This window comes from Pseudonocardia nigra, from assembly GCF_019396355.1.
Classification (GTDB): Bacteria; Actinomycetota; Actinomycetes; order Mycobacteriales; family Pseudonocardiaceae; genus Pseudonocardia; species Pseudonocardia nigra.
Window position 1 is genome coordinate 1 of record NZ_JAHKRK010000028.1, and the last position, 22,265, is coordinate 22,265.

The window sequence follows — 22,265 nt, forward strand, 5'->3', positions numbered from 1 at the left end:
GACCCCGACTCGCGGGAACGGGCCCTCGTTCCCGCGAGTCGGGCGGTTCGGGTGCGCGAGTCGGCCGATTCGTGCGCGCGAGTCGGGCGATTCGTGCGCGCGAGTCGCGCGATCCGTGCGCGCGAGTCGGGCGGTACGGGTGCGCGAGTCGGGGCGTCCGAGTGCGCAAGTCGGGCTACGACGGGCGGTTCAGGCCGTGCAGGAGCAGCTCGGCCAGCCGGGCGTAGGCCTCGGCGTCGTCCAGGCCGATCGCCGCGGCCACCTGACGCTGCTGGATCCGCACCATCACGGCCGTGACGACGTCGGCGACGAAGCCGGTGTGCACGTCCCGGAACGCCCCGGCGGCCACGCCCTCGTCGACGAGCTGCTGCACCCGCCGGGCCGCGGCGCGGGTATTGCGCTCGTAGACCTCCGCGGCCGGCGGGAAGGCCGCGACGTCGTCGAAGAACCGTGCCGACACCGGGCCCAGCTCGGTCGCGACGGCCCGCAGGTAGCGGCCCACCCGGTCGGCGGCGGTGTCGGTCGCCGACAGCGCGGCCTCGACGCGCTCGGTCGCGCCCCGGAAGAAGTGCACGACCGCAGCCCGGACCAGCTGCTCCTTGCTGCCGGCCAGCGCGTAGAGGGTGCGCTTCGAGCAGTGCAGCCGCGCGGCGAGGTCGTCGAGCGTGAACTGGGAGAAGCCCTCGGCGAGCAGCAGCGCCACGAGCTCGTCGAACAGCTGGATGCGACGGACCGCACCACGGCGCACGGGAGGCATTCGGTTATGGTAGCGGTACTGTAGTTCCCAAGTCAGTACCGTTAGGGGTGACGATGCCCGTCGACCGCCTGCTTCCCACGCAAGAGGCCGAGGACCTGCTCGCGCTCACCCGCGAGCTGGCCGACAAGGAGCTCGCCCCCCGCGTCGAGGCCCACGAGCGCGCCGAGACCTACCCGGACGGCCTGTTCGCGACGCTTGGCGCGGCCGGCCTGCTCGGGCTGCCCTATCCGGAGGAGTTCGGGGGCGGTGGCCAGCCGTACGAGGTCTACCTGCAGGTCCTCGAGGAGCTGGCGGCGCGCTGGGCGGCCGTCGCGGTGGCCGTGAGCGTGCACGGCCTGTCCTGCTTCCCGCTCGCCAGCCACGGCAGCGCCGAGCAGCGGGAGCGCTGGCTGCCGCGGATGCTCGCCGGCAAGCTCGTCGGCGCCTACAGCCTCTCCGAGCCGCAGGCCGGCTCCGACGCGGCGGCGCTCATCTGCAAGGCCGAGCGCGTCGACGCCGGCTACCGGATCACCGGCACCAAGGCCTGGATCACCCACGGCGGTATCGCCGACTTCTACGCGCTGTTCGCCCGCACCGGCGAGGGCTCGAACGGTATCTCCTGCTTTCTCGCCCCCGGCAGCGCCGACGGCCTGTCGTTCGGGCGGCCCGAGGAGAAGATGGGCCTGCACGCAATCCCGACCGTCACCGCGCACTGGGACGGCGCCGTGCTCGAGGCCGACCGGCTGATCGGGCGGGAGGGCCAGGGCCTGCAGATCGCGTTCTCCGCGCTCGACTCCGGCCGGCTCGGCATCGCCGCCGTCGCCACCGGTTTGGCCCAGTCCGCGCTCGACGCCGCCGTCGCCTATGCGCACGAGCGCACCGCGTTCGGCAAGCGGATCATCGACCACCAGGGGCTCGGCTTCCTGCTCGCCGATATGGCCGCTGCGGTCGACGCCGCCCGCGCCACCTACCTCGACGCCGCCCGCAGGCGCGACGCGGGCCGCGACTACGGCCGCCAGGCCAGCGTCGCGAAGCTGGTGGCCACGGACGCGGCGATGAAGGTCACCACCGACGCCGTGCAGGTGTTCGGCGGCTACGGCTACACCCGCGACTTCCCCGTGGAGCGCTACATGCGCGAGGCCAAGATCATGCAGATCTTCGAGGGCACCAACCAGATCCAGCGGCTGGTGATCGCGCGATCGCTGGCCGGCGCGGCTCGGGCATGATGCCGAAGTGAGTGATCCACAACTGTCGTTGTCGCCGGCTGACCCGGTGATCCGCCCGGCCGAGCCGGCCGACGCCGAGGTCCTGCACCGCTTCATCGTCGAGCTCGCCGAGGCCGAGGAGTTCCCCGGCGCGGTCACCGCGCAGCAACAGGACGTGGCCGAGGCGCTGTTCGGCCCGCGGCCGGTGGCGGAGGCCGTTGTCGCGACGGTCGACGGCGAACCGGCGGCCTTCGCCCTCTACTACCCCACCTACAGCACGATCGTGGGCAGGCCGGGTCTGCACCTCGAGGACCTCTACGTCCGCGCCGAGCACCGCGGCAGCGGGTTGGGACGGCTGCTGCTCGCCCACCTCGCGGACCTCGCCGTCCAGCGGGGCTGCGCCCGGCTCGAGTGGTGGGTGCTGCGCACCAACGACCCGGCGCTGCGCTTCTACCGACGCCTGCACGCCCGCGGCCTCGACGAGATCGAGGTCATGCGGCTCGACGGCGAGCCGCTGCGCACGCTCGCGGCGGCGGGCCGCCCGACCGCCGGGGTCGAACACCGTTCCTGAGGAGAGATCGTGGACATCACCGGTACCGCCGCCCTCGTCACCGGCGCCGCCTCCGGCCTCGGCGCCGCCACGGCGGAGGCACTCGCCGAGCGTGGCGCCGCCGTGTACGGGCTGGACCTGCCGAGCGCCGTCGAGAAGGCGGACGCGCCCGCCGGCGTCACGCTGCTGCCCGCCGACGTCACCGAGGAGGCACCAGTTCGCCGCGCGCTCGCCCGGGCCGAGGAGGCCGGCGCGCCGCTGCGGGTCGTCGTCAACTGTGCGGGGATCGCCCCGGCCGCACGGATCCTGTCCCGCAAGGGCCCGCACGACCTGGACCTGTTCCACACGGTGCTGAAGGTCAACCTGCTGGGCACGTTCAACGTGATGCGCCTCGGCGCGGAGGTGATGGCGCGCCAGGAGCCGGTCGGGGACGCCGGGCGCGGCGTCGTCGTCAACACCGCGTCGATCGCCGCGTTCGAGGGCCAGGTCGGGCAGATCGCGTACTCGGCGTCGAAGGCCGGCGTCGCCGGAATGACGGTCGGCGCCGCGCGTGACCTCGCCCAGTACGGGATCCGGGTCGTGACGGTCGCACCCGGGATCGTCGACACGCCGATGATGGCGGGCTTCAGCGAGGAGATCCGCGCCGGCCTGAGCGCCGGGGTGCCGTTCCCGCAGCGGCTCGCACAGCCGCAGGAGTACGCCCGACTCGTGACGATGGTCGTCGAGCACGACTACCTCAACGGCGAGACGATCCGGATGGACGGGGCACTGCGGATGGCGCCCCGCTGATCCGCTACCGCAGCGGACCCGTCGCCGACTCGGCCGCCGCCAGCGCCGCACCCGACGCCACGAGGCGCACGGCGGTCTCGATCTCCGGGGCGAGGTGGCGGTCGCCGCCGCCCGGCCCGGGCACCACGTCCCGCAGGAGGCGGCGCACGGCGGCGGTCGCCGGGCCCGGCACGAGGGGGGCGCGCAGGTCGAGGGCGCGGGCCGCGGTGAGCAGCTCGATCGCGACGACGCGGGTGAAGCCGTCGATCGCGAGGCGCAGCTTGCGCGCGGCCGACCAGCCCATCGACACGTGGTCCTCCTGCAACGAGCTCGACGGGATCGAGTCCACCGAGGCAGGGGTCGCGAGCCGCTTGAGCTCGGCGACGATCCCGGCCTGGGTGTACTGGGCGATCATGTGCCCGGAGTCGACGCCGGGGTCGTCGGCGAGGAACGCCGGCAGCCCGTGACTGCGGGCGACGTCGAGCATGCGATCGGTGCGTCGCTCGCTCATGGACGCGACGTCCGCCGCGGCGATCGCGAGGAAGTCGAGCGCGTAGCCGAGCGGCGCACCATGGAAGTTGCCGTTGCTCTCCACCCGCGCGTCCGCGGTGACGACCGGGTTGTCGATCACGGCGGCGAGCTCGCGTTCCGCGACCGCGGCGGCGTGCGCGAGCGTGTCCCGCGCGGCCCCGTGCACCTGCGGGGCGCACCGCAGCGAGTACGCGTCCTGCACGCGGCCCCACCCGGGTTCGCGGTGGCGCAGCACGATCGGCGATCCGGCGAGCACGGCCCGCAGGTTCGCAGCAGCGTCGGCCTGCCCGGGATGCGGCCGCAACGTCTGCAGGCCGGCAGCGAACACCGCGTCGGTGCCCAGCAGCGCCTCCACGCTCATCGCGGCGGCGACGTCGGCGGTGCGCAGCAGCAGGCGCAGGTCGTGGCAGGCGAGCACCAGCATCCCGAGCATCCCGTCGGTGCCGTTGACCAGCGCCAGCCCCTCCTTCTCGACCGGCTCGACGGGGGCGATGCCCGCGGCGACGAGCGCCTCCACCGCGGGGCGCCGCGTCCCGCCCGCGTCCCGGACCTCCCCCTCGCCCATGAGCGCGAGCGCGCAGTGCGCGAGCGGGGCCAGGTCGCCGGAGCACCCGATCGACCCGTGCTCCGGCACCACCGGCGTGATCCCGGCGTTGAGCAGGTCGGCGCAGGCGAGGGCGGTGCCGACGCGGACGCCCGTGCGTCCCGTCGCGAGCGTCGACAGGCGCAGCACGATCAGCGCCCGCACCACCTCCCGCTCGACCTCCGGCCCTGACCCGGCGGCGTGCGACCGGACGAGGTTGCGCTGCAGCTGCGCCCGCCGGTCCACCGGGATCTGCCGCGAGGCGAGCGCGCCGAACCCGGTGGAGATCCCGTAGTGCGGGTCGACGTCGTCGGCGAGCGCGACGACGACCTTCCGCCCCGCGCGGATCTCGTCGAGCGCGTCCTCGGCGAGCGCCACCCGCGCCCCCTGACGGGCCACGGCGACGACCTCGTCCGGGGTGAGCGGGCCCGTTCCGACGACGACGTGGGGCGCATCCGGCATCGCGCCATCCGACACCCGCCGCCCAGGCGCCCGCGACGGCCACTCAGGCGGCTCGCCCGGTCACCCTCTGTGCCCACCGACGGCGGTGTCGAGGCCCACCAGATCGGCGCTCGAGCGCCACAGCTCGGCGGCCTTCGCCCGGTCGTACGACTCCGCCGAGGACCGCATCTCGCGGCCGGTCGAGAAGTATCGGCCGGTCACGGCCGCGAGCGCCGGATCGGTGACGAGCGGGGCGAGCATGCGGGCCGACCGCCGCGGGGTGTGCACGCCCGTCGGGAGCAGGGTGAGCACGGGCAGCAGGTACCGCCAGGCGAGTGCCTGCCACCAGGGGTGGTCGCGCGCGAGGCCGGAGCCGGGCATCAGGCCGGGGTCGAACGCGTTCACGGTCACCCCGGGCGGGATCCGGCGGGCGAGCTCGTAGGCCGTGAGCACGTTGCAGAGCCTCGACGTCGTGTAGCGGCGCGGCCCGGCCGCCGTCGGCGGCGTCGCCGGGCTCGCTCTACCAGTTCTTCCGGAACAAGGACGAGATCGCCCGGGCGCTCGCCGAGCGGTACGCGGCCGCGCTCGCCGAGGTGCACACCGACGCGTTCGACGGCGACGCCGCCGCACTCCCCCTCGATGGCCTGGTGGAGCGGGTGCTCGCCCCGCTCGTGCGGTTCAACCGGGAGCACCGGGCGTTCAAGGCGCTCGCCGGGCGCACCGACATGCCACCGGCCCTCACCGAGGCCACGGCGCCGCTGCACCGGGCACTGCTCGACCGGGTGGCCGGCGTGCTCGCCACCCGCGCCCCGCAGCTGCCACCCGCGGACCTGCAGCACGTCACCGTCGTGACGATCCAGCTGGTCAAGGCGCTGATGCCGCTCGTCACGGCGGGCGAGCCCGTCGAGCGGGAGTGGTACGGGCGCGAGCTGCGCCGGGTGCTCGTCGGGTATCTGACGGAGCGGCTGGACGGGGCGCCCGAGGCGTAGCGGGGCGGCGTGCGGGTGGGCCCCGCGCGGCAGCCGCCGGCGTCGAGCCCGAAGACTGCGCGAGACGAGCGGCCGCGGGGACGACGAGGCCCCACTCGCGTCGAATCCCGCCACCCCCGACGTTTCCGCCGTGGGACGAGCGGGCAGTCCCGCCGGTGCCCGCGGACCTCGACTCGGTCGCCGACGAGCTGTACTCCCTGCCCCGCGACGAGTTCACGGCTGCGCGCAACGCCGCCGCGAAGCGGGCGCGGGAGGAGGGCGAGCGCGAGCTCGCCGAGCAGATCCGCGAGCTGCGGCGCCCGTCGACGGCCGCGTGGCTGGTGAACCTGCTGGCCAGGGAGCAACCCGACGAGGTGCGGGCGCTCGTAGAGCTCGGCGACGGCCTGCGGGCAGCGCAGGAGCAGCTGGAGGGCGACGAGCTGCGACGGCTGTCGCGGCAGCGCCACGAGCTCGTGCACGGCCTCGTCCAGCAGGCCAGGGCGATCGGCCGCTCCGCGGGGCACAAGGCGAGCGAGGCGACCGTCCGGGAGCTGGAGGACACGTTCACCGCGGCGGTGAACAGCAGCGCCGCCGCGCAGGCCGTCGCCGGGGGCCGGCTCACCGCCGCGCTCGACCCGTCCGACACCGGCCCGCTGACGACCGAGCCGCCGAGCCCGCCGCCGCAGCGGCGCAGCGACGACCGCTCGGACCGCGACGAGCGGCTGCGCCGCGATCTCGACCGGGCGCGCGCGGAGGCCGCCGACGCCGACAGCGCCCGCGACGATGCGGAGCGCGGGCTGGGCGACGCCGAGCGGGCCGCCGACGAGGCGGGGTCCGCGCTGCAGGAGCTGCGGTCGCGGCTGGAGGAGGCCGAGCGGGCCGAGCACGACGCCCGGCGCCGGGTCCGGACGGCGCAGCGCGACCTCGACGCCGCCGACCGCGCGGCCCGGGAGGCCCAGCGGCGGGTGCACGACCTGGAGCGCAGGCTCGACCGGTGAGTGATCGCGACGGATCGGGTACTGCTGCCGGTGAAGCAGGAGGAGGCAGGCGATGGCACGGGCGATCTGGACGGGGTCGATCAGCTTCGGGCTGGTGTCGATCCCGGTCGGGCTGTTCAGCGCGACCGAGGACCACACGATCCACTTCAACCAGTTCCAGCGCGGCACCGCGGACCGCATCCGGTACAAGCGGATCAACGAGCGGACCGGCAAGGAGGTCGAGTACTCCGACATCGTCAAGGGCAAGGACGTGGGCGGCGGCGACTTCGTGATCGTCGAGCCCGACGAGCTGGCCGACATCGCGCCCGGCCGATCGCGCACGATCGACATCACCACGTTCGTCGACCTGGACGAGATCGACCCGATCTACTACCAGAAGACGTACTGGCTGGCGCCCACCGACGAGCAGTACGGCCGCCCGTACGCGCTGCTGCGCGAGGCCATGGAGCGCACCAACCGCGCCGGCATCGCCACGTTCGTCATGCGCGGCAAGGAGTACCTCACCGCGATCCGCGCCGACGAGGACCTGCTCGCGCTGGAAACGCTGTTCTTCGCCGACGAGATCCGCGACCCGGCGCGGCTGGACAACCTCCCCGGCGGCTCCCGCGCAAAGGGCAAGGAGCTGGACATGGCGACCGGGCTCATCGAGTCGATGAGCGGCCCGTGGCAGCCCGAGGACTTCCGCGACACCTACAGCGAACGCGTCGAGAAGCTCATCGAGGACAAGCGGCGCGGCCGCGAGATCGTCACCGAGGCCGAGCCGCCGGAGCCGACGGCCATGACCGACCTCATCGCCGCGCTGGAGCGCAGCGTCGCCGAGGCGCGCGGCGGCGGGCGCGGGAAGAAGAAGCGCGACACCGGCCGCCGCAAGGCCGAGCCGCCGGCGGAGCGCGACGCACCGGACCTGTCGCAGGCCAGCAAGGCCGAGCTCACCGAGATGGCCCGCGAGCTGGGCGTCAAGGGCCGGTCGAAGATGAACCGCGACGAGCTGGAACGCGCGGTGGCGCAGGCGTCCGGCTCCGACGGGAAGCGACGGAAGGCGTCATGAGCAGCACCACCACCTGCCCGGAGTGCGAGCGCACCGCCGAGCACTGCCACGGCACGCTGGTCCGGCACGAGAACGGCACCGTGGAGTGCACGGAGCTGTCCTGCCGCGTCCTCGAGCTCGACCGCCACGACCTGGTGGTGGAGTGCACGGAGGTGCGCCGGACGTGCGGGTGCGCGTAGGCGTGACCGGCTGACGCGTCCGCCGCACCGGGGACCGGCGGACGCCACCCCGGCTCCCGGACGAGGGTTGGCGCGTTCACTCCTTCGGGTACTCCCGCTGGCCGCCCACGCCGCCGGAGGACGCCGATGTCGCTCGCCCGGATCACCACGCTCGTGACGGGACTCGTCACCGCTGCCGCGCTGCTGGTCGCGGCACCGGCGGCCGCGGACCCGGTCACCGCCCCGCCGGCTCCGGGAGCCCCCGGCGCCCCGGGCGAGAAGGCGACCTGGACCCCGGCCGACAAGCACGGGTTCGGCACCGCGCGGACGGCCGGGAGCGAGGTGTGGTTCACGCTCCGGCCCGGCGAGCTGAGCGAGATCTACTACCCCGACCTCGGGACGCCCGCGCTGCGGAACGTCGAGTTCGTGGTGACCGACGGCGCCGGCTTCGTCGAGCGGACGGGCGCGGCACGCAGCACGACCCGCGTTCCGGATGCCCGCGTCCCCGCCTACGAGCAGGTCGACACCTCCCCCACCGACCGCTGGCGGATGGTCCGCCGGTACGTCACGGACCCGGTGCGGGACGTCGTGCTGGTCGACGTCGCGTTCGAGTCGCTCGACGGCCGGCCCTACCGCGTCCACGCGATCGTGGACCCCGCGCTGTCGAACTCGGGCGACGACGACCGGGCCGCCGCCGACGGCCGCGCACTCACCGCATGGGACGAGGCGGCCGCGCTGGCGGTCACCGCCGACACCGGCCTCGCCGAGGCGACCGCGGGCTTCCTGGGCACCAGCGACCCGCGCACCGACCTCCTGGCCGACGGCCGGCTCGACGCCACCTACGCCGAGGCGGCGACCGGCAACGTCGTGCTCGGGGCCCGGCTCGCGGGCGTCACCGGCATCGGCGCGGAGCGGGCGGCCCTCCTCGCCCTCGGCTTCGGCTCCGACCCGGCGGCGGCCACCGCCGCCGCCCAGGGCAGCCTCCGCACCGGCTTCGCCGCCGTCGCCGACGCCTACGCCGCGGGCTGGCACGCCTACGTCGACGGGCTCAACGGAGTGCCCGGGAGCGCCTCCGCGGTCGCCGACGCCTACTGGGCCTCGGTCGTCGTCAACGCCGCGTCCGAGGACAAGCGCAACCCCGGCGCGTTCATCGCCTCGCCGAGCATGCCGTGGGTGTGGGGGCAGGAGGTCCCCGACCTGTCCTCGCCGTCGAAGGCCTACCACCTGGTGTGGTCGCGGGACCTCTACCAGCACGCCACCGCGCTGATCGCCGCGGGCGACCGGGCGGCCGCCGACCGGGCGCTGGACTTCCTGCTGTTCCGCCAGCAGCTCCCCGACGGGTCGTTCCCGCAGAACTCCGACGTCGAGGGCAACCGGGTGTGGGAGAGCCTCCAGCTCGACGAGGTCGCGCTGCCGCTGGTGCTGGCCTGGCAGCTCGACCGGACCGACCCGGCGTCCTACGAGCGGGTCGCGCGGTCGGCCGACTTCCTGGTCGGGTACTCGGGCGAGCAGCCCGCGCCGTGGTCACCGCAGGAGCGCTGGGAGAACCAGAGCGGCTACTCCCCCGGGACGATCGCGGCCGCGGTCGCCGGCCTGGTCTGCGCCGCCGACCTGGCCGAGCGGGTCGGGGACACGGCGTCCGCGACGCGCTGGCTCGCGACCGCGCGCGAGTGGGCGGCGCGGGTGGACGAGTGGACGGTCACCACGACCGGGCCGCTCGCCGCCGAGCCCTACTACCTGCGGCTCACGAAGGACGGCGACCCGAACGCCGCCACCACCTACAACGTCGGCGACGGCGGTGCCACGTTCGACCAGCGCGCGGTGGTCGACCCGAGCTTCCTCGAGCTGCTGCGGCTGGGCGTGAAGCCCGCCGACGACCCGGTGATCCGCAAGACGGTCGAGGTGGTCGATCGCGAGCTCGGCGTCGACACGCCGAACGGGCGGTTCTGGCACCGGTTCACCGACGACGGCTACGGCGAGGACGCCACCGGCGGCCCGTGGCGGATCAACGAGGAGAACAGCCAGCTGACGATCGGGCGGGTCTGGCCGATCTTCGCCGGCGAGCGCGGGGAGTACGAGCTGCTCGCCGGCACCGGCGACCCGCAGGCGCGCCTGCACGCGATGGCGGCCGCGGCCAACGACGGACTGATGATCGCCGAACAGGTGTGGGGCGACCACCCGCCGTCCGGGCAGCAGGGCTTCCCGACCGGCGAGGGCACCTTCTCGGCGACGCCGCTCACGTGGTCGCACGCCCAGCTGGTGCGGCTGGCTTGGTCGATCGACGCCGGGAAGCCCGTGGAGCGACCCGCGGTCGTCGCCTGCGAGTTCCTGGGCGAGGACTGCTAGGAGGAGTCGCGGTCGACGTCCGCCCAGGTCCATCCGTCGTGCTCCACGAGCAGCCGCAGCTCGCGCCGGCGCCGCCCGAGCCGCCGCAGCTCGGCCCGGAACCGCGCGTCGTCGGCGACGGGCAGCCCGGCGTCGCGCAGCGGCCCGAGGTCGGGCGGCGGCGGCTCGCGGCCCTCTCCGGGGGCCTCCTCCTGCAGCAGCGCCTCGATGGCGGAGCGCACCTGGGCCACCGCGACGGGGTTCGGCCCGCACCCGGCGGGCAGGGCACAACCGATGATCGTGAGTGCCTCGTCCAGCCCGGCCAGGGCGGGACCGAAGGCGCTGTTGCGGTCGGCGCTGTGGAAGTGCCGCAGCGTGGGGTGGGCGAGCTGCTGCTGGGACACCTCGGTGAGCGCGCTGCTGAGCGATCCCAGCTCGGCGTCGAGGCGCTGCATGTCGTGGCCGTTCCAGCCGGCGAGGCAGATCCGGACGGGGCCCGCCCCGAGCGACCGGATCCGGGACGCCGCCGACCGGCGCTTGAGCACGGCCGACAGCAGGCTGGTCAGGTAGCTGAGCCCCAGCGTCACCACGATGAAGCCGGACGCGGCGGCAAGCACGGCGAGCGCCTGCCAGCCCGGCCCGCCGGGCACGTACTCACCGCTGCCGAGGGTGATGAGGGTTTCGCCCGCGAAGTACGCCTTCTCCCAGCCGCCCGTGGGTTGCCGGGTGGTCGCGGTGACCACGGACCCGGACAGCTGGAAGACCAGCGCCCAACCCACCCAGACGGCGGCGAGCCAGATCGGGGTGGTCAGGGCCGCGAGCAGCGGACCGGCCCAGACGATGACGCGCCGCGAGCGGACCCGCAGCGTGATCCACGAGACCGTCCGATCCACCGGACCCAGCAGTGGGCCGCGACCCCGGCCGGGGCCGAACGCCGTCATGACGACGTCGACGGCCGTGAGGGCCAGCACCACGAGTCCGATGACCGGCCCGAGGTATCCCACGCGGTGTGCGTCCCTTCGTCCGGTCGGCGTCGTCCCACGTCCAGCTACCCGGACCGCCTCGCCGCAAACGGCGCACCACGGCCTGGATAACGGGCCGGATCGCCGGGTAGCCGCCGAGGACGGAGCCCCGACCACGACGGAGACCACGATGACCGCGACAGCCCAGATGCTGGAGACCTACCCGGCCGACCTCGGCGGTGTCGACCGCGCTGCACTGGCCGAGTGCATCGACGCGTGCCTGGCCTGCGCGCAGGCGTGCACGGCGTGTGCCGATGCGTGCCTCAGCGAGCAGAACGTGGCCGAGCTGACGAAGTGCATCCGCACCAACGCCGACTGCGCCGACCTCTGCGGGACCACGGCCCGCGTGCTCTCGCGCCACACCGGCTACGACGCCAACCTCACCCGCGCCGTGCTCGACGCCTGCGCGATGGCGTGCAAGTCCTGCGGCGACGAGTGCAGCCGCCACGGCGAGATGGGCATGCAGCACTGCCAGGTGTGCGCGGAGGCGTGCCGGCGCTGTGAGCAGGCCTGCCGGAACCTGATCTCCGCGCTCGGCTGACCGATTCCGCGATCCGACGAGGGAGCCCACCCGTGGCGCTGCCGTACCCGACCCTGCCCGGCGACATCGACCACCTCATCGCCGACGATCACGCGGTCGTCGAACGCCAGTTCCAGCACCTCGAGGCCCGCCGCGGCGACCGGCGGGTGCTGGTGGACCAGGTCGCGTTCGAGCTCGCGCTGCACGCCGACGCCGAGGAACGAGTGCTCTACCCGGCGATGGCCGAGGCGGGCGAGGCGTACGAGGCCGAGGACAGCCGCAAAGATCATCAGCAGGTCAAGGAGCTGCTGGTCACGCTGCAGAACACCGACCCGGGCGAGCCCGAGTTCGAGGACGCGCTCGCGAACCTCATCGGGTCGGTCCGCCGGCACGTCGCCGAGGAGGAGGGCGAGTTCCTCCCCGCGTTCCGCCGGGCCGTCGGACCGCAGCGGCTGGCCGAGCTGGGCAAGGAGTTCCTCGCCGCGAAGCGCGCCGTCCCGACCTACGCCCACCCCAACGCCCCGTCCGGGGAGACCGGCCACAAGCTGCTCGACGCCGGCGCGAAGGCCGTGGACATGGTGCGCGACAAGGCGACCGGCCGGATGAAGCACCTCGCGACGGACCCGTCCGGTGCGCTGGACCCGCAGGCCCAGCGCATCCTCGACGCCTTCGCCGCGATGGAGCCGCAGCCGTTCGAGATCCTCGAGCCCGACCAGGCCCGCCGCCAGCCGACGCCCGCGGACGCCGTGCGGAAGGTGCTCGAGGACGACGGCAGGCCCACCGACCCCGAACCCGTCGCGTCCGTGCAGGACATGAGCATCGACGGGCCCGGCGGACGCATCGGCGTGCGCGTCTACACCCCGGAGGGCGCCGGCGGCGGGCCGCTGCCGATCGTGCTGTGGATCCACGGCGGCGGCTGGGTGCTGTTCACCGTCGACACCTACGACGCCTCCTGCCGCGGGATCGCCAACAGGACGGGCGCGATCGTCGTGTCGCCGGAGTACCGCCGCGCGCCCGAGCACGTGTTCCCGGCGGCGCACGACGACGTGCTCGCGACCTACCGGTGGGTCCGTGACAACGCCGAGGCCCTCGGCGGCGACCCGGCGCGCATCGCGATCGGCGGCGAGTCCGTCGGCGGGAACATGGCCGCCGCCACCTGCCTGCAGCTCGCCGCGATGGGTGAGCCCCTGCCCACCGCGCAGGTGCTCGTGTACCCGTTGACGACGGGCGAGCAGTTCGGCGACTCGATGGTCGACGCCGCCGACGCCCGGCCGCTGAACCGGCCGCTGCTGTCCTGGATGGCGATGCACGCGTTCGAGGGCGTGCCGGACGCCGGTTCGGACCCGCGCGTGAACCTGCTGTCCGTGCCCACCGACCGGCTCGCCGGGATGCCGCCCACCCTCGTGATCACCGACGAGCGCGACCCGCTGCGCGACCAGGGTGAGGAGTTCGCCCGGCACCTCGAGCAGGCGGGCGTGCCCGTCACCGCCAGCCGCTACGACGGGGTGATGCACGAGTTCTTCGGGGCCGCCGCGGTGCTCGACAAGGCCGCGCAGGCCCAGACCGAGGCCGCCGAACACCTGCGGCGGAGCTTCACCGCGCCCGCCGCCGCGCACTGACGGGCGCCGGGGGGCCACTCCCCGCCGCAGCAAAGCCACTTTCCTGCAACGTGGTTGCATGAAAGTGGCTTTGCTGCAATCCGGGAGCCGCTCGTCAGTGCGCCGCGGGCCGGGTCGTGAGCACCTCCCGCACCGACGGCCAGGCGGCGAGGGCGTCCCGGACCTCCGGGCACGTCTCGTCGCGCAGCGCCTCGGCGTGCGCATCGGCGAGCACGTCGTCGAGCAGCACCCGCTCCCCGGTCTCAGCGGACCGGACGGCGGCCTCCACCATCGCGAGGCTCAGGACGTTCTCGTGCACCTCCCCCATCGGGACGGCGCCGGTGCGCAGCGCGTCGACGAACACGTGCAGCGCGCCATCGATCCCGGAGTGCGGCGAGCGCGGCCGCGCCGCGGCGTCGACGTCGGCGTGCAGCCCGGGCTCGTGGTCACCGTCCCACAGCGCGGTGCCCTTCTCGCCGCTGACGCGCCACGCCCCGTTCCACGAGGTGTCCGCGCCCGGGCTGCACCAGCTGCCGGTGTAGGCGTAGCGGATCCCGCCCTCCATGGCGAAGACGGCGCTGGCGGCGGCGGCCCCGTCGTACCAGCTCCAGGGCGGGTTGTAGGCCTCGCAGTAGACCGACACCGGCTCGGCGCCGAGCAGGAACCGGGCCGAGTCGAACGCGTGGATCGCCATGTCCACCAGCAGCGGGTGCGCCATCTCCTCGCGGAACCCGCCGAAGTGCGGGGCGCGGAAGAACTCGGTGGTCAAGGTCCCGATCGCACCGAGGTCCTCCACCATGTCGCGCAGCGCGAACAACTGCGGGTTCCACCGCCTCGACTGGCTCACCATGAACAGCTGCCCCGTCACCTGCGACGCGGCCGCCAGCGACAGCGCCTTCGCCACCGTGTCGGCCACCGGCTTCTCCCCCAGCACCGGCAGGCCCGCGAACAGCGCCGCCGTCGCGACGGGGTGGTGCGCCGCCGGCACCGTCACGTTGACGACCGCGTGCGCGCCCGTCTGCGCGGCGAGCGCCACCGCGTCGGTCCCGACCGGCAGGTCCGGCCGTCCGACGGCGCCGGCGGCCGTGCGCGCCACGTCGAGGTCCAGGTCGGCGACGGCCACCAGGTCGGTGTCGGCCGAGGCCTCCACGGCGGTCAGCCAGGCGCGCCCCATCCCGCCCGCGCCGACCACGACGATCCGCAACCGATCACTCATCGTCGATCGGCCCCGTGTAGCTCCTGCCGCGGAAGAAGTCCTCGGTCTCGTAGCGCAGCAGCTCCGGCAGGGCCCGCTCCGGCCGGTCGCTGCGCACCCACTGCACGCCGTTGGCGATCACCCGGCGCACATCCTTGTGGTGGTAGGTCGGGTAGTCCTGGTCGCCGGGGCGGAAGTAGAAGATCTTGCCGTGACCGCGGCGGAACGTGCAGCCACTGCGGAACACCTCTCCGCCGGAGAACGAGCTGATGAACACGACCTCGTCGGGGGCCGGGATGTCGAAGAACTCCCCGTACATCTCGTCCTCGTCGATGATCAGCGGGTGCGGCACGCCCTGCGCGATCGGGTGTGTGGGGTTCACCGTCCAGATGAGCTCGCGGTCGTGCTCACTGCGCCAGCGCAGCGTGCAGCTCGTCCCCATCAGCTTCATGAAGATCTTCGACCAGTGCCCGGAGTGCAGCACGACCAGGCCCATCCCCGACAGCACGTGCCGGTGCACCCGCTCCACGACCTCGTCGGACACCTCGCCGTGGGCGGCGTGCCCCCACCAGGTGAGCACGTCGGTCTCGGCGAGCACCTCCTCGGTGAGCCCGTGCTCGGGGTCGTCGAGCGTCGCGGTGCGCACCACGCAGCCGTCGCCGAGGTTCTCGGCGATGCCCTCGGCGATCGTCGTGTGCATGCCCTGCGGGTAGATCTTCGCCACGTGCTCCTCGATCTGCTCGTGGCGGTTCTCGCCCCACACGGTCACGCGAATCGGATTCACAGCAGGCCTTTCGTTGTGGTCGGTCATTTGACGGCGCCGCCGGTGACGCCCGCGGCGACGTAGCGCTGGGCCACCAGCAGGAGCACCACGGCCGGGATCGAGGCGAGCACGGCGGTGGCCATCACCGCGCTCCAGTCGTTCACGTACGTCCCGATGTACTGGTAGAGCCCGAGGGTGACCGGGCGGACGTCCTCGGTCGTGGTCAGCGTCAGCGCGAAGAGGAAGTCGCTCCAGGTGAACAGGAACGTGAACAGCGCGCCGGTGACCAGCGCGTTGCGGCTCATCGGCAGGACGATCGAGACGAATGCCCGGAGCTGGCCGGCGCCGTCCACCCGGGCCGCCTCGACGACCTCCATCGGGATCCGGCCCATGAAGGCCCGGATGATGAGGATCGCGAACGGGATGCCCGCGGTGGAGTCGGCCAGGATCAGGCCCGGGATGGAATTGAGCAGGCCCAGGTCGTTGTAGGCGCTGTAGAGGGCGTTGGCCACGACGATGCCCGGGATCATCTGGCTGATCAGGATCCCGAACAGCACCAGGTTCGCCCCGCGCACCTTGAAGTGGGCGAGCGCGTACGCGGCCGGGGTGGCGATGAGCAGGCTGAACACCACGCTGCCCGCCGAGACGACGAGGCTGGTCAGCAGGTGCCGCCCCTGCTCGCGCAGTGCGGTGGCGTACCCGTCGAAGCTCAGGTCGAGCGGGAACCACGGCGTCTCCACCGCCGAGCCGCTGGGCTGCAGCGAGACGTTGAGCATCCAGTAGACCGGGAACAGCATCACGGCGAGGATCAGCACGCCGACGGCGGTGTTCCCCCACGTCCTGGCTGTGGTCATCGGCCTCACACCTCTCGCGCGCGCCGGTTGGCGCGCAGGTAGAGAAGGGCGAACACGAGCGAGATGACGATCAGGACGTTGCCGAGCGCGGCGCCCTGGCCGAAGTCGAACTCGCGGAAGGACAGGTGGTAGGACTGCGTCGCGATGGTCTGCGTCGCGTTCGCCGGGCCCCCGCCGGTGAGCCCGAGGATGATGTCCAGCACCTTGATCGTGTAGACGACGCCGAGCACCAGCACGACGTTCACCACCGGCCGCAGCAGCGGCCACGTCACGTGCCGGAACGCACGCCACCCGGTGGCGCCGTCCACGGCGGCGGCCTCGTAGAGCTCCTGCGGGATGTCCTGCAGCCCGCCGTAGAGGATCGTCGTGTTGAACGGGATGCCAATCCAGATGTTCACCCCGATCACCGCGATCAGGGCGAGCGACGTGCTCGTGAGCCACCCCGGGTTGCCCGACACCAGGCCGAGGTCGCCGAGGAAGCGGTTGAGCGCGCCGTTGTCCTGGTCGAGGATCCAGCGCCACACGGCGCCGGAGACGATCAGCGGGATCAGCCACGGCAGCAGCAGCAACGAGCGCAGCAGGCCGCTCAGCGGGAACCGCTTCTGGAAGAACACCGCGATCGCGAGCCCGATCACGAACTGCCCCGCGATCGACCCGACGGTGAACAGCACCGTGTTGAGCAGGGCCTGGTCGAACAGGTCCGACGTCAGCACGGCCACGTAGTTGTCGAGCCCCACCCAGGGCGCCTCGCCCGTGTAGAAGGTCGACGTCGTGTACTCCTGGAACGACATCGTCGCGTTCTGCACGACCGGGTAGCCGAAGAACAGCAGCAGGTACGCCACGGCGGGGAGCAGGAACCCGAGCTGCAGCAGCCGCTCCCGGCCCCGGGGCGACCACCACCGCTCCCGCGCGGGCGGTGGGCTGCCCGGCCGCGGACCCGGCGCCGCGGCCGGTGCCACCCGGGTCGCGGTCGGCGCGGTCCGGGTCTCAGCCATCCTGGGCCTGCCGCAGCGCGTCCTGCGGGCTGGCGCCGCCGGTGATCGCGGTCTGCACCGCCGTGTAGATCTTGGTGGCGGCCGCCGGCCACTCCTCGCCGAGCTTGCCGGTGCGCGCCCTGGCCGTCTGCACCGCCTCGGTGAACGCGGCCATCTCCGGCACCTGCGCCACGAACTCCTCGCGCAGCGCCGTCTTCGTGGGCACGGTGGTCCGCTGCGTCGCCAGCGCCATCTGGTTCTCGTCGGTGTTCAGGCACTCGACGATCTGCGCGGCCTTGGTCTGCCGTGCCTCGTCACCGGCCCGCGGGATCGTCCACGTCTCCCCGCCCAGCGGCGCGACGAGCGTGTCACCCGCCTGCGGCACCGGGATCGGGACGACGCCGTACCCCAGGTCGGGGGCGTTCTCGGCGAGCACCGGGAACTGCCACGGGCCGTTGACCATCATCGCGGCGTTGCCCGCCATGAACTGCTCGTTGACGTCCGACTGGCCCCAGTTCAGCACCGACCGCGACGCCGAGCCCGAGTTCACGAGATCGACCCACAGCTGCAGGGCCTCGGCCACCTGGGGGCTGGCCAGGTCGGTCTCGTCGCCACCGTTGCTCCACATGAACGGCAGGAACTGCCACGTCCCCTCGTAGGTCGCGGCCGCGGAGAAGGCGACGCCGTACCGGTCGCCCTGGGTGAGGGCCGCGGCCGCGGTCTTCAGCTCCTCCCACGTGGTCGGCGGCGCCACGCCGGCCTCGGCCAGCATGGCCTCGTTGTAGAACAGGCCGATCGTGTTGGTGACCGGCTGCAGGCCGTAGACCTCGCCCTCGTAGGTCGACGCGTTGACGACGCCCTCGGCGTACCCCTCCGCCGACAGCCCGAAGTCGGCGATCGGCGCGAGCGCGCCGGTGGCCGCGATCTGCTGGAGGTCCGGGTTGTCGAGCATGAGGACGTCCGGCAGCGTGCGCGACGACGCCTGCTGCAGCACCTTGGCGATGAGGGTGTCGCCCGGGATGCTCTCCCGCTCGATCGTCACCCCGATCTGCCGGCCGCACTCCTCGAGCGTCGTCTGGTAGACCGTGTTGTCGGGCTCGTTGTTGTAGTAGTCGAGCACGCGGAGGCTCGTCACCTCCCCCGAGCTCGCCTCGCCACCGCCCCCGCCACACGCGGTCAGCGCCAGTGGCGCCGTCAGCGCCAGGGCGATCGCCAGCCGGGTCCTGCGCAGAACCGCTCCTCGTCGAGCCACGTCCGCTCCTCTCGTCGTGCTGTCGATACGTATCGATTGCGGGCCTGCCGGAACGCGCCGGGAGGCCGGTCGGTCAGCCGGTCGGGATGGTCGTCCGCCGCCGGGCCAGCCGGGGTTCCACCAGCTCGACGGTCGGCACGGCAGGTTCCCGGCTGCGGTCCAGCAGCCGGAACAGGGTCTGCATCGCCCGCCGCGAGACGTCCCGCGGTTCGAGCGACACGTTCGTGACGGGCGGCTCGCCGGCCTCCGCCGCGTCGTCGGTGCACAGCCCGATCAGTGACAGGTCCCGGCCCGGGACGAGCCCGCGCCGGCCGATCCCGTGCAGCAGCGCCGGGATCGCCTGCGAGTTCGGGACGACGAGCGCCGGCCGGTCGCCCCCGCGCGCCAACGCCTCCTCGAGCGCCGCCTCGGCGCCCGCGCGGCCCGGCGCCACCGGGGCGACGATCTCGTGGTGGATGCCCCGCTCGGCCGCCTCCGCGGCGAACCCCCGCTGGAACCGCCGGACGAAGTTCACGTCGCGGGCGATCACCTCGGCCGAGTGCCCGATGACGACGACCCGGTCGTGTCCGATGGCGGCGAGCTCGGCGGCGGCCATCCGGCCCGCCCGCGGGAAGTCGAGGTCGACGCACGGCAGGCCGGCCGGGTCGTCCGGGACGCCGATGAGGATCACCGGGACGCCGAGCGCCGCTGCGACGGGGATGCGCGCGTCCTCGGCCTCGATGTCCATCATCACGATCGCGTCGCAGAGCGAACGGCCCGCCAGGCGGCTCAGCCCGGCCGATCCCTCGTCGGCGGTGACCAGCAGGACGTCGTAGTCCTCGGCGCGGGCGCAGTTGGCGATCGACTCGATGAACGGCAGCAGCCCGGAGGTGTCGGCGCCGGGGGCGAACGGCACGACCAGGCCGATCACCTGCGTGCGCTGGCTGGCAAGGGCCCTGGCGCCGGCGTTGGGCTGGTAGGTCAGCTGCTCGATCGCGGCCTCGACGCGCCGGCGGGTCTCCGCCGAGATCGAGCGGCGGCCGCTCATCACGTAGGAGACCGTGCTCTGCGAGACCCCGGCGAGGCGGGCGACGTCCCGGCTGGTGACCATCTGCCCACCTCCTCGGTCGCGCGTCGATACGCATCGATTGGGCCGGGACGGTAGCCACTGCTCACCCCGGCGCGCAAGACCCCGCCGGCGATCCGCCGCGTGCCGAATGACAGGAAAGACGGATCCGGCCACCCCGAACCGCCCCGGACACCTGCCACTTCTCAGGGACGCGGACCGACCGGTTCGCGACGCACCCCGGCGAGGGCGACGGTGCCGCAGGCGACCAGCACGGCCAGCGCAGCCGCCGATGTCGCCGTCGGGATCGCCGGCGCGGCGAGCGGCGACCAGCCCACGGCCGACTCGATGATCACGACCGCGAGGAGCACTGCGTACGCCGCCGTCGCGAGCCCCACCAGCCGGACCCGCCGCCGCTCGCTCCAGGGGTACGGCGCCGAGCAGCCGGGCGAGGGCGGGCAGCACCAGGATCGCGTGCATCGCCACCGCGTGCGCCGGCTTGAGCGCCCCCGCCGTGTCGTAGGCGAGCTGCGGGTTCCCGGCGCGCACCGCCGTCACCCCGCGCGCGATCATCACGGCACCGACCGCCAGCGCCACCAGCAAACCGAACAGGCCGGCCCGAAGCGCCAGCCGCATGCTCGGCGGGACCTCCCCGGCGCCGGCGAGCGCGGCACCGGCGAACGCCAGCACGGTCAGGATGATCACGCCGCCGCCGGCGGCCAGCGTCATCGACACGGCCGAGTCGATGCTCGTCGCGAAGTTGAAGTGCGACGGCACCCCCGCGCCACGCCTGCATGCTGACCAGGGCGGTCTCCAGCACGGACACGGCCGTGAACACGCCGAGCAGGAGGGCCCGCACGCGCGGCCGCACGGTGAGGAACGACGTGGCCCAGGCGACCGTCACCAGGGTCAGCCCGAAGGAGAGCCCGAACGTGACCGCTTTGCGTAGCGACACCGGCCCCTCCCACGAGCCGCCCGACCCGACCAGCACCCCGACGTGCACCAGGCCGCTGCCGAGCAGCACCGACCCGATCACGTACGCGACGCGCTCCACCGGCCGCGCGCCGTCCCAGAAGCCCCGGACCAGATCCATGCGGCGACGGTAAGTCCGCGCCCGCACGGTGCGCGTCCCCTCGGCGGAGGCTCCCGCGCTACCTCCTGCGGAGTACGCCGGCTCGCCGCGCTGCCCGCCCGGTCGCAGCAAGGTGGCTTTGCTGCCGCCCAGTGGCAGTAAAGCCACCTTGCTGCAGTTCCGGCGTGCGTGACAGCGCTGTCAACAGCTGGGCGACTGGGGAAAGCTTCCTACGGCGGGAGGGCTTGACAGCGCTGTCATGGCGCGGAACACTCCCGTCACCTTCCGGTCACCCATCCGATGCCTGAGCACGACGGGTCGCCTCAGCCGGGCCGCCCGCTCCGTTCCCTGTTGCCAGGAGGCACGCATGAGCCTTGTATCGCGTCGCACGATCCTGAGGGCGACGGCCGGCGGCATCGCCGGCCTCGGCGCCGCCTCGTTGCTCGCCGGCTGCGGCGGCAGCGGTGGTGGTTCCGGCGGCGGCGGCAAGGCGACCGTCCGCATGTGGACCTGGTACACCCAGCAGCAGGAGATCTTCCCGCAGCTGATCAGCGAGTTCGAGGCCGCCCACCCGAACATCACGGTGGAGAACCGGATGTTCGGCGACACCAACGCCTATCTCCCCGCCCTGCAGGCCGCCGTGGCGGGCGGCGACCCGCCGGAGATCTTCGCGCCGCACGTGCTGGCCCTGCAGTACGGCAACGCGGGCATCTCGGCAGACCTCGGCAAGGACCTGGGCCCGGACTTCACCGCCGACTTCTTCGAGTCGGCCAACCAGGAGTACACCGACAACGGCAAGCAGTACGCGCTGGGCTGGATGGCGCAGACGTTCGGCATCTTCTACAACCCGGCGCTGCTCCAGCAGGCGGGCGTCACCGAGCCCGAGACCTGGGACGACCTGCTCGCCGCATCGCTCGCGGTCAAGGAGCGCACGGGCAAGATCGGCACCGTGTTCGCGAACAACCCGGGCACCAACGGGCTGGACCTGTTCCTGCCGATGCTCACCCAGCTCACCGACGACCCGACGTTCATGCTGCGGCTCGACAAGCTCGACGGCGTCACCTGGGAGCACCCGGTGGTCGTCGAAGGCCTCGGCGTGCTCGACGAGCTCGTGCGGGGCGGCGCGTTCCAGGAGGGCATCAACGCCACCCAGACCAACCAGGCCGAGCAGCTGCTCTACACGGGCGAGGCCGCGATGTTGTTCATGGGCTCGTGGGTGCCCCAGGACTTCGTGAAGAGCGCTCCGCCGGAGTTCCTCCAGACCTACAAGGTGATGGAGACGCCCGCGATGACACCGGGCGGGAAGCACTGGTGCGCCAACCAGGCGGGCGCCGGCCTGGCCGTCAGCGAGACGAGCCCGAACAAGGAGGCGGCACTGGAGTTCATCCGCTTCCTCTACGACACCGAGCGCTACGCCAAGGCGATGAACGACTCCAACAGCATGCCGTCCACCAAGTCGGCGGCCGAGCAGGTGAGCGACCCGGTGCTCCAGCAGATGACGTCGTGGCTGCTGGAGGGCAACGGCTGCCCGCACATCCTGTTCGGGCCGGGCTCCGCCGCCGCGGCCGACCCGCTCGCCGCGCTGATCGACGGTTCCATGACGCCGGCCGAGACGGCGTCGGCCATGCAGGCGGCGGTCGAGTCGGCAGGGGGCTGACG

Annotated in this window: 22 protein-coding genes; 11 read left to right on the forward strand and 11 right to left on the reverse strand. The window is 73.3% G+C overall.

The genetic code is table 11. The features are described 5' to 3' along the window. Nucleotides 1–175 precede the first annotated feature (175 nt). A complete protein-coding gene (locus tag KME75_RS10000) occupies nucleotides 176–757 on the reverse strand; it encodes a TetR/AcrR family transcriptional regulator (protein WP_219414309.1) in 582 nt (193 codons plus the stop codon). A 53-nt stretch (nucleotides 758–810) separates the two neighbouring features. Between KME75_RS10000 and KME75_RS10005 the strand changes: the two genes are divergently transcribed. The 3 genes from KME75_RS10005 to KME75_RS10015 are packed head-to-tail and all read left to right on the forward strand — an operon-like array spanning nucleotide 811 to nucleotide 3,280. Then, nucleotides 811–1,962: an acyl-CoA dehydrogenase family protein gene (locus KME75_RS10005; RefSeq protein WP_219414356.1), complete on the forward strand. Its 1,152-nt coding sequence runs from the start codon at nucleotides 811–813 to the stop codon at nucleotides 1,960–1,962. A gap of 7 nt (nucleotides 1,963–1,969) precedes the next feature. Then, nucleotides 1,970–2,512, forward strand: a complete 543-nt coding sequence (locus tag KME75_RS10010) for a GNAT family N-acetyltransferase (protein ID WP_308282674.1) — start codon at nucleotides 1,970–1,972, stop codon at nucleotides 2,510–2,512. Between the two features lie 9 nt (nucleotides 2,513–2,521). Further along, nucleotides 2,522–3,280 (forward strand): SDR family NAD(P)-dependent oxidoreductase, encoded by a 759-nt coding sequence (locus tag KME75_RS10015; RefSeq protein ID WP_219414310.1) that lies wholly within the window; start codon nucleotides 2,522–2,524, stop codon nucleotides 3,278–3,280. 4 nt (nucleotides 3,281–3,284) lie between these two features. On the opposite strand, the gene hutH is transcribed toward KME75_RS10015, so the two are convergent. Both hutH and KME75_RS10025 read right to left on the reverse strand, forming a co-directional pair. Continuing rightward, nucleotides 3,285–4,835 carry a histidine ammonia-lyase gene (gene hutH, locus KME75_RS10020; protein WP_219414311.1) on the reverse strand — a complete coding sequence of 517 codons (1,551 nt, stop codon included), beginning with the start codon at nucleotides 4,833–4,835 and terminating at the stop codon, nucleotides 3,285–3,287. Nucleotides 4,836–4,895: 60 nt separating this feature from the next. Continuing rightward, nucleotides 4,896–5,267 carry a Rossmann-fold NAD(P)-binding domain-containing protein gene (locus KME75_RS10025; RefSeq protein WP_219414312.1) on the reverse strand — a complete coding sequence of 124 codons (372 nt, stop codon included), beginning with the start codon at nucleotides 5,265–5,267 and terminating at the stop codon, nucleotides 4,896–4,898. Between the two features lie 140 nt (nucleotides 5,268–5,407). Between KME75_RS10025 and KME75_RS10030 the strand changes: the two genes are divergently transcribed. From KME75_RS10030 to KME75_RS10050, 5 genes are all read left to right on the forward strand, one after another. Next, nucleotides 5,408–5,803, forward strand: a complete 396-nt coding sequence (locus tag KME75_RS10030; RefSeq protein ID WP_219414313.1) for a hypothetical protein — start codon at nucleotides 5,408–5,410, stop codon at nucleotides 5,801–5,803. Between the two features lie 155 nt (nucleotides 5,804–5,958). After that, nucleotides 5,959–6,780 carry a hypothetical protein gene (locus KME75_RS10035; RefSeq protein ID WP_219414314.1) on the forward strand — a complete coding sequence of 274 codons (822 nt, stop codon included), beginning with the start codon at nucleotides 5,959–5,961 and terminating at the stop codon, nucleotides 6,778–6,780. 52 nt (nucleotides 6,781–6,832) lie between these two features. Then, a complete protein-coding gene (gene ku, locus KME75_RS10040; RefSeq protein WP_219414315.1) occupies nucleotides 6,833–7,828 on the forward strand; it encodes a non-homologous end joining protein Ku in 996 nt (331 codons plus the stop codon). Continuing rightward, nucleotides 7,825–8,007 (forward strand): hypothetical protein, encoded by a 183-nt coding sequence (locus KME75_RS10045; RefSeq protein ID WP_219414316.1) that lies wholly within the window; start codon nucleotides 7,825–7,827, stop codon nucleotides 8,005–8,007. The genes ku and KME75_RS10045 overlap by 4 nt, the downstream gene beginning before the upstream one ends. A gap of 126 nt (nucleotides 8,008–8,133) precedes the next feature. Then, the gene (locus KME75_RS10050; protein WP_219414317.1) at nucleotides 8,134–10,332 is read left to right on the forward strand and encodes a glycoside hydrolase family 15 protein; all 2,199 of its coding nucleotides are present in this window, start codon (nucleotides 8,134–8,136) and stop codon (nucleotides 10,330–10,332) included. Here the strand turns inward: KME75_RS10050 and KME75_RS10055 are convergent. Beyond that, nucleotides 10,329–11,315, reverse strand: a complete 987-nt coding sequence (locus KME75_RS10055) for an ion channel (protein WP_219414318.1) — start codon at nucleotides 11,313–11,315, stop codon at nucleotides 10,329–10,331. The two genes, KME75_RS10050 and KME75_RS10055, sit on opposite strands and share 4 nt — an antisense overlap. A gap of 148 nt (nucleotides 11,316–11,463) precedes the next feature. Between KME75_RS10055 and KME75_RS10060 the strand changes: the two genes are divergently transcribed. After that, nucleotides 11,464–11,874, forward strand: a complete 411-nt coding sequence (locus tag KME75_RS10060) for a four-helix bundle copper-binding protein (RefSeq protein ID WP_219414319.1) — start codon at nucleotides 11,464–11,466, stop codon at nucleotides 11,872–11,874. 32 nt (nucleotides 11,875–11,906) lie between these two features. Continuing rightward, nucleotides 11,907–13,472, forward strand: a complete 1,566-nt coding sequence (locus KME75_RS10065; protein WP_219414320.1) for an alpha/beta hydrolase fold domain-containing protein — start codon at nucleotides 11,907–11,909, stop codon at nucleotides 13,470–13,472. Between the two features lie 94 nt (nucleotides 13,473–13,566). On the opposite strand, the gene KME75_RS10070 is transcribed toward KME75_RS10065, so the two are convergent. The 7 genes from KME75_RS10070 to KME75_RS42950 form a co-directional block, all read right to left on the reverse strand. Further along, nucleotides 13,567–14,667, reverse strand: a complete 1,101-nt coding sequence (locus tag KME75_RS10070; protein ID WP_219414321.1) for a Gfo/Idh/MocA family protein — start codon at nucleotides 14,665–14,667, stop codon at nucleotides 13,567–13,569. After that, a complete protein-coding gene (locus KME75_RS10075; protein ID WP_308282675.1) occupies nucleotides 14,660–15,415 on the reverse strand; it encodes a ThuA domain-containing protein in 756 nt (251 codons plus the stop codon). Before KME75_RS10075 ends, KME75_RS10070 begins: the two co-directional genes overlap by 8 nt. Nucleotides 15,416–15,453: 38 nt before the next feature. Beyond that, a complete protein-coding gene (locus KME75_RS10080; RefSeq protein WP_219414323.1) occupies nucleotides 15,454–16,263 on the reverse strand; it encodes a carbohydrate ABC transporter permease in 810 nt (269 codons plus the stop codon). Between the two features lie 5 nt (nucleotides 16,264–16,268). Next, nucleotides 16,269–17,258, reverse strand: a complete 990-nt coding sequence (locus tag KME75_RS10085) for a carbohydrate ABC transporter permease (protein WP_219414324.1) — start codon at nucleotides 17,256–17,258, stop codon at nucleotides 16,269–16,271. Next, nucleotides 17,251–18,489: a sugar ABC transporter substrate-binding protein gene (locus KME75_RS10090; protein ID WP_219414325.1), complete on the reverse strand. Its 1,239-nt coding sequence runs from the start codon at nucleotides 18,487–18,489 to the stop codon at nucleotides 17,251–17,253. The genes KME75_RS10085 and KME75_RS10090 overlap by 8 nt, the downstream gene beginning before the upstream one ends. 73 nt (nucleotides 18,490–18,562) lie before the next feature. Next, the gene (locus KME75_RS10095; protein ID WP_219414326.1) at nucleotides 18,563–19,579 is read right to left on the reverse strand and encodes a LacI family DNA-binding transcriptional regulator; all 1,017 of its coding nucleotides are present in this window, start codon (nucleotides 19,577–19,579) and stop codon (nucleotides 18,563–18,565) included. 161 nt (nucleotides 19,580–19,740) lie between these two features. Next, entirely contained in the window at nucleotides 19,741–19,932 is a 192-nt protein-coding gene (locus KME75_RS42950) for a hypothetical protein (protein ID WP_246631815.1), read from the reverse strand. A gap of 1,041 nt (nucleotides 19,933–20,973) precedes the next feature. On the opposite strand from KME75_RS42950, the gene KME75_RS10105 reads away from it, so the two are divergent. After that, entirely contained in the window at nucleotides 20,974–22,263 is a 1,290-nt protein-coding gene (locus tag KME75_RS10105) for an ABC transporter substrate-binding protein (protein WP_219414327.1), read from the forward strand. Nucleotides 22,264–22,265: the final 2 nt, after the last annotated feature.

Bases quoted from the DNA above. Each gene is read 5' to 3' on its own strand.
- KME75_RS10000 (WP_219414309.1), bottom strand. From the start codon at position 757: ATGCCTCCCGTGCGCCGTGGTGCGGTCCGTCGCATCCAGCTGTTCGAC.
- KME75_RS10005 (WP_219414356.1), top strand. From the start codon at position 811: ATGCCCGTCGACCGCCTGCTTCCCACGCAAGAGGCCGAGGACCTGCTC.
- hutH (WP_219414311.1), bottom strand. From the start codon at position 4,835: ATGCCGGATGCGCCCCACGTCGTCGTCGGAACGGGCCCGCTCACCCCG.
- ku (WP_219414315.1), top strand. From the start codon at position 6,833: ATGGCACGGGCGATCTGGACGGGGTCGATCAGCTTCGGGCTGGTGTCG.
- KME75_RS10045 (WP_219414316.1), top strand. From the start codon at position 7,825: ATGAGCAGCACCACCACCTGCCCGGAGTGCGAGCGCACCGCCGAGCAC.
- KME75_RS10050 (WP_219414317.1), top strand. From the start codon at position 8,134: ATGTCGCTCGCCCGGATCACCACGCTCGTGACGGGACTCGTCACCGCT.
- KME75_RS10060 (WP_219414319.1), top strand. From the start codon at position 11,464: ATGACCGCGACAGCCCAGATGCTGGAGACCTACCCGGCCGACCTCGGC.
- KME75_RS10070 (WP_219414321.1), bottom strand. From the start codon at position 14,667: ATGAGTGATCGGTTGCGGATCGTCGTGGTCGGCGCGGGCGGGATGGGG.
- KME75_RS10080 (WP_219414323.1), bottom strand. From the start codon at position 16,263: ATGACCACAGCCAGGACGTGGGGGAACACCGCCGTCGGCGTGCTGATC.
- KME75_RS10085 (WP_219414324.1), bottom strand. From the start codon at position 17,258: ATGGCTGAGACCCGGACCGCGCCGACCGCGACCCGGGTGGCACCGGCC.
- KME75_RS10095 (WP_219414326.1), bottom strand. From the start codon at position 19,579: ATGGTCACCAGCCGGGACGTCGCCCGCCTCGCCGGGGTCTCGCAGAGC.
- KME75_RS10105 (WP_219414327.1), top strand. From the start codon at position 20,974: ATGAGCCTTGTATCGCGTCGCACGATCCTGAGGGCGACGGCCGGCGGC.